3 protein-coding genes are annotated in these 4,415 nt (G+C 68.2%); 2 read left to right on the forward strand and 1 reads right to left on the reverse strand.

Translation table 11 applies throughout. The annotated features are described in order from the left end of the window. The first annotated feature begins 381 nt into the window (after nt 1-381). Both ACSDR0_RS49460 and ACSDR0_RS49465 read left to right on the forward strand, forming a co-directional pair. Nucleotides 382-1,107 (forward strand): hypothetical protein, encoded by a 726-nt coding sequence (locus ACSDR0_RS49460; RefSeq protein WP_435295933.1) that lies wholly within the window; start codon nt 382-384, stop codon nt 1,105-1,107. Continuing rightward, a complete protein-coding gene (locus ACSDR0_RS49465; RefSeq protein ID WP_435295934.1) occupies nt 1,104-2,615 on the forward strand; it encodes a hypothetical protein in 1,512 nt (503 codons plus the stop codon). The genes ACSDR0_RS49460 and ACSDR0_RS49465 overlap by 4 nt, the downstream gene beginning before the upstream one ends. Before the next feature lie 490 nt (nt 2,616-3,105). Here ACSDR0_RS49465 and ACSDR0_RS49470 read toward each other — a convergent pair whose 3' ends face one another. Beyond that, nucleotides 3,106-3,987 carry a haloalkane dehalogenase gene (locus tag ACSDR0_RS49470; protein ID WP_435295935.1) on the reverse strand — a complete coding sequence of 294 codons (882 nt, stop codon included), beginning with the start codon at nt 3,985-3,987 and terminating at the stop codon, nt 3,106-3,108. Nucleotides 3,988-4,415 lie beyond the last annotated feature (428 nt).

Consider the following 4,415-nt stretch of genomic DNA (forward strand, 5'->3'; position numbering starts at 1 on the left):
ATCTGGGGGCGACCACCACCCCAGCCCCGCACCCTCCGCCGCACGTTCGTCTACCGGCTATGAGGAACGCGGCACTAACCCCGCCGAACCCCGGACGCTATCGGAGGAGCCCTTCACCGGGGACCCGGTGAGCCCGGGCGAGGTCGGCATCGACCCGCTGCTGCTGCAGCGCTATCTGGCCACCCGCGATGTCTGCGCTGCGCTCCTGCGCCGGCTGCGGGGGCAGGTCGAGTTGCTTGAGCCAGAGGGGGGGATCGGTGGCGCCGATCCGGAGGTCGTGCGCCGACTACTGACCGCGTGTGCCGGTTGGGGTGTCGCCCCCGATCCGCCGGACGACGCAGCCGACCAGACCGACCCCCCGCCCCGGCCAACCAACGACGGGTGCGGCGGCTGGCCAGGGCGGCAGTGCTGGCGCTGGCGGGGCTGGCCGAACGGCTGGCCGCAGCCCCGGAGACGGCCGACGGGCTGTCTCGGGCGGAGTTCCTCGACGCCGCCGCCGCGCTGGTCTCGCCCACCGGACAGGTGGCGCTCACCGGCACCACACGGGCCGACGGCCTACCCACCCTCCACCCCGCCGACGGCGACGGGTTGGACTCCTCGTGGCTGACCATCGTCGCCGCGGTCCGCCCGGCGCTGACCCGGCTCGAGGCGCACCAGCTCACTGAGGCCGCCCCACTGCGGCCGTGGACGAACCGGCCCGGCGACCCATGGCAGACCAACCCATCCGACGATCGCCGGCTGATCGCCATGTACGCGGTGCCAGAGCTCAACCTGGCGAGCATGACGGGGCAAACACCGATCGCGGTGGCCGCCATCGATCGGTTCAGCGAGGTGATACCCGCAGCCGAGCAATACACCGGCGCGGCCTTCGGCTTCGACGCCCCGGCTGCCCGGGCCCAGCAGGCCATCCTGCTGGCCGTACCACCATCGGCCCACCAACCGCTCGATCAGCGAATGCTGGTCCAGATCCTCACAGAGACCAGGAAACTCACGCGCGTCAGGATGGCCCGCCCGGTCGATCTGGACGAGCAATTCCGGGCCCTGACGCCCAGCGCTCTGCTACCTGCATCCGGGGCGGTTGCGATACCACTGGAGGCACGCGAATGATCTTTGATGTGGTGCTGCAGCTGGAGGCCGACCCCCACCAAAGCGACCTCGCCCGAGGCTGGGCCGCCGAAGTGGCCGACCCGCTGTGGCTGCTAGGCCGACAATGGCAGCTCGGCGAGCACCAGGCCGAGGATGCCGCGTCCCCAGTGAGCGTGGAGATCCTCGCACGGAGCACACCGATCGGCGCCGCCGCCGGTCAGCCCGACTTCGACCCGGCCACCGTCCCCGCGGAGGCGATCATCGAATCCGAGCCGCAGGACTGGTGGACCGTCGGCCGCCGGGTACGGATCGGGCGCGCCGTGGCGACGGCCGCCAGCGGCGGCGATGTCAGCCTCCCTGATGAGGAGTCCCTGCTGCTGGCCGAGCTGCCCGTGCCCTACGACGGCCTCAACGGCACCGGCCCGGACGGGCGGACCCTTTGGCGGCGGCGCATGGAACTGGGTCTGCCCGATTCCTGGTTCGGCGATCCCGGCCCGCCGCGGACCGAGCCGGTGGACCTGTGGGACCCCGCCGAGTTGAGCTACACCGCGACCCCGCCCGCCGGCCCGGCGACGCTGGTCATCGACCGGCACGACGGCGGCGCCCTGGATTGGTTCAGCGCCGACGCCACCGGGCCCCTCGACAGCGCCGACGCCGCGACGACGATACGGATCACGCCGGGACGGCTGCGCTATCCCAGCGCGCCGCTGCCCCGCTGGTGGCAGATCGAGGACGCCCGGGTCTCGATCGGCGGCCAGGCCCCGGATCGGGCTGGCCTCGCGACCCTCGTTTTGATCGACCTCATCGTCAACCACTCCGACGACTGGTTCACCTTCGCCGTTCCGGCCCCTACCGGCACGATCGCTACCTTCGACCAGGTGAAGGTCCTCGACGCGTTCGGGGACTGGTGGCCGCCGGCCCCACCGCCGGACTGGAGCCTGTTCACCACCACCGGGCTCGACCCGCGGTCCCTCGTCGTATGGGCCACGGCGCGGACACCGCTGGTGGGACCTATCCTCGACGAGGTGGTGATTGGCATCGACGAGGACGCCAACCTGGTCTGGGCCGTCGAGCAGGTCATCGCGGGACGAACTATGCCGACCCCGCCAGCACCCCCCGCTCCGCTGCCCGCCCAGACCGACACCACCGCACGCCGAGCGTTCGACTACCTTCCGATGACACCTATCCCGCCACACTGGCACCCGTATGTTGTCGAGAACGATGTCGATGGGCGTCGACGGTTCGTCCAGGGCCGCGCCGCGGACCTGTCCGGACCAAGCACCGACCGGATGCCCGCGCCCACCTCAGACCTGCTCACCGATCCCCGGCGCCAAGACGGCCAACCGATGCACCAGCTGGAACCCGGCGCGATCCCCGCAGACGGGCTGCGCGTGGAACGGCGGACCATGCTGGCCCGCTCCACCACCGGACAGCCCGTGCTGTGGACACAGCGACGCCGACAACCTCTGCTCACCCCTCCAACGTTCGGCCTTCGTTTCGACCTGCTGAAGCCCCACGACCCGGCGTAGCCACAAGTCCCGGATCGTGGGTCTGTCGAGCCAGTAAGAAATAACCCCTGAGTTCCCGATGGCCTCCATTGACGCGGATCGTGCTGCTGTGGCCTGGGAGCGGTTGCACGCGAATCGTGACCAAGTGATCGTCATCGTCGGGGTGTCCGTAAGAGGGGTGCCACCGGAATACGGCAGAAACGGGCCGCGGTCGCTCAAATCCGCAGGCCGGACGGTGAGGCCGAGGGCTGGGGTTTCGGCTGTGGATGACCGTGCCCAACCTGGGGCCGGATTGCGGTCCTCATGGCTGCCGACGCGTCTACCTGCGGGGATGTCGTTCGGTTGACCGGGCAGAGCTTGGATTCTGTCTGGTCAGCATCCCCGCGCGGCCCGTGTCCGCCAGAGTGGCACCCCCTGTTAGCCCTTTCCGGCTTACTTGGTCTGCCCCCCTAATGGCTGTTCCTGCGTTCCTCGACCCCGGTCTGGTGACACCGACCCGAGCGCCGGGCCTTCAGGGGAGATCTCGCAGCCAGGAGGCGATGGCCGCCCCGATTTGATCGGGAGCGTCCTCTTGAACCATGTGGCCACCCGTGATCGTGATGTGTGCCTGATTCGGCCACGACCGGGCGATGGCCCGGTGTGTTTCAAACATCGTTCCTGGAACCGCCTCGATGAACAGCTTGGGAACCGAAGACTTAGCGAGCCATTCCGCATAACGCGTGACGACATCGTGAACATCGCGTGGTTCGCCCGCAACGGGAACCTCGCGCGGCCAAGTCAGCGTCGGTCGGCGTGACTCGCCCGGTTCCGTGTAGGGACGACGGTAGACGGCCATCTCCGCCTCCGACAGCCCTCGCAGCACCCCTGCAGGCAAGACGTCGTCGACGAAGAAGTTTTGGTCGAGGACCATCTCTTCACCTGCAGTGGAGCGGATCGCCTGGAAGAGCGCAATCGCAGGCTCCGGCCAGTCGCTCCACGAGGGAATCGGAGCCACGAACGCCTCCATGTAGGCGATACCCCGGAGTGCGGAAGGCTGACGGTACGCCCAATCGAAGCCCAGGGCCGAACCCCAGTCCTGCAGCACCATGACCACCCGCTCACGTACGCCGAGGGCCTGAAGGAACACATCGAGATAGCGGCGATGCTCGACGAAGCGGTATGAGCCCGGCCCGCTGGCCGGAAGTTTCGCGGACTCGCCCATCCCGATCAGGTCCGGGGCGATGCAGCGCCCTTTGTCCGCCAGATACGGGATTACATTCCGCCATACGTACGACGAAGTCGGGTTGCCGTGAAGAAAGACGATCGGATCACCTTCTCCCTCCTCGACGTATGCCATTTCAAGCCCATCGATCTCAATACGACGCTTCCGATATCGTTCCTCAGTCGAGATCATGACTCTCCTCATTTCCGCGGGTTCTTGCTTCGGTCGGAGATTCTGCAGCACGACCCGGGTCTTGCCACAAGCCCACCGGTGCGCCATAGTGTGCGACCGCTGTCAGCCTTGGCCTCACGAGGACCCGGCGACCTTCGAGGGGTCCCCTGCGTTCCTCGACCCCGAGGCCAAAGACGCGAGCCGGACGGCCCGCGCCCTCGCGCCGGGGTGGAGGGCTGGTCAGCCCAGCTTGATCACTCGCCGTCCTCAGCCGGTTTCTCGTCGTTCCGGCGTCCTCCTCCCGAATGTGTCCCCAGACATCCGAGCACGTTGTGGTGTCAAGTGACGACGGTGAGAGGAGGTGGAAACGCGATGGACTCGTCGTAGGTCCGGCGCGTTTTGAGGCAGTGATAGAGGCAGCCGATCAGACGGTTGAACAGGTGCCGCAG

Source organism: Streptosporangium sp. G11 (assembly GCF_051192615.1).
Lineage (GTDB): Bacteria > Actinomycetota > Actinomycetes > Streptosporangiales > Streptosporangiaceae > Streptosporangium.